Annotated in this window: 2 protein-coding genes and 1 pseudogene; all 3 read left to right on the top strand. The window is 49.3% G+C overall.

What is annotated here, in order from left to right; all coding sequences use genetic code 11:
• Window positions 1-203 (top strand): annotated as a pseudogene (locus ABW391_RS29505) (hypothetical protein); the annotation flags it as partial.
• A 94-nt stretch (window positions 204-297) separates the two neighbouring features.
• Window positions 298-864, top strand: a complete 567-nt coding sequence (locus tag ABW391_RS29510; protein ID WP_353485489.1) for a DUF4240 domain-containing protein — start codon at window positions 298-300, stop codon at window positions 862-864.
• A 36-nt stretch (window positions 865-900) separates the two neighbouring features.
• The gene (locus ABW391_RS29515) at window positions 901-1,170 is read left to right on the top strand and encodes a hypothetical protein (protein ID WP_353485490.1); all 270 of its coding nucleotides are present in this window, start codon (window positions 901-903) and stop codon (window positions 1,168-1,170) included.
• Window positions 1,171-1,243 lie beyond the last annotated feature (73 nt).

The raw sequence follows: 1,243 nt of genomic DNA on the forward strand, positions 1-1,243 counted from the left end.
TTGGCATCAACCCTTTGACTGAAGTGGAAAAAGAGCGGCAAAAAGCAGCAAAAGAGCGCCAACGAGCCGAAGAACAACGCCAGCATACCCGCGCTGCCATCCTCAATCTCTACCAAACCTTACACCTGGAGCCCGCCCTGATCGCAACTATTTTTGAGATCAGCGAACAAGAGGTGATGGATATTTTGGAAGCAGTAGAATAGACTTGTTGTAACGGGAGCGCTTGAGATCAAAAATTCGTCATTCCCCTTACTTCCCGCTTACAAAAGCTTAATATAGCAGCCAAATCCACGTGCCATGGCCACCCCTCTTCACACCAATCTCAATGCGCTGGACGAGTCCTTCATCGAAGAACTGCGGCAACGCTATGCTGCAGACGAAGTAGAAACCCTCCTTCCTGAAACTCCTCAAGACTGGCTCACCGAAGAAGGCTTCTGGCAATTGATCGAGCGCCTGGATTGGGAAAACGAAGGAGATGATACCGCCGTGATCGAACCCCTGGTGCAAGCACTGTCCAATATGCTCAATGCCAACATCCACCAGTATGAAGACATCCTGGCGGAAAAACTTTGGCTCCTGGACACCCTATCCCACGCCGAAGCCTCGATTCGTGATCAGAAAAAAGACTACGTATCGGTAGATGGATTCCTCTACGACCGCTGCTTTGTAGTGGCCAATGGCAAAGAATTTTACGAAGCCGTGCTGCATGATCCCTCCAAATTCCCAACCGGTCTGTCCTTTGAACGTTTGCTCTATGTAGCACACCGGGCTTATAAGCGCAAAATGGGGAAAGCCTTCGTACATATCCCCCGAAAATCGTATGAAACATACAGCAACGAAGCAGGTTGGGAAGATGCGGAATAGGGCCACAAAGCAGCGGAGCAAATTGAAGCTGAACACATGGCCACTTTTGAAAAAAAACACGACAGATTGCCCCGTGGCAACAAAAGCAACAACCGCGAAACTCCGCGTCAACTCCTTTACTCCGCGGTTAAAAAATACGTGCGGAAAAAAGCTGGCTTGCAGCAGCTTAATACACCCAAAGCGACACCAATGGGAACGCGGATGACGCAGATTCAGCGGATTTCCGCAGATCAAATCCCTGTAAATCCACTGAATCCGCCCGATAAAGACGCGATTAATCGCGTCTCTACAACCCCAAAAACCTGATCTATTCTAAAGTATCCGTAGCAATGCGGAAAAGGCCTTATTGAAATCCCGATTTTGCGGAAGTGGAGGCGGG

It is taken from the genome of Haliscomenobacter sp. (assembly GCF_040403615.1).
GTDB lineage: Bacteria > Bacteroidota > Bacteroidia > Chitinophagales > Saprospiraceae > Haliscomenobacter.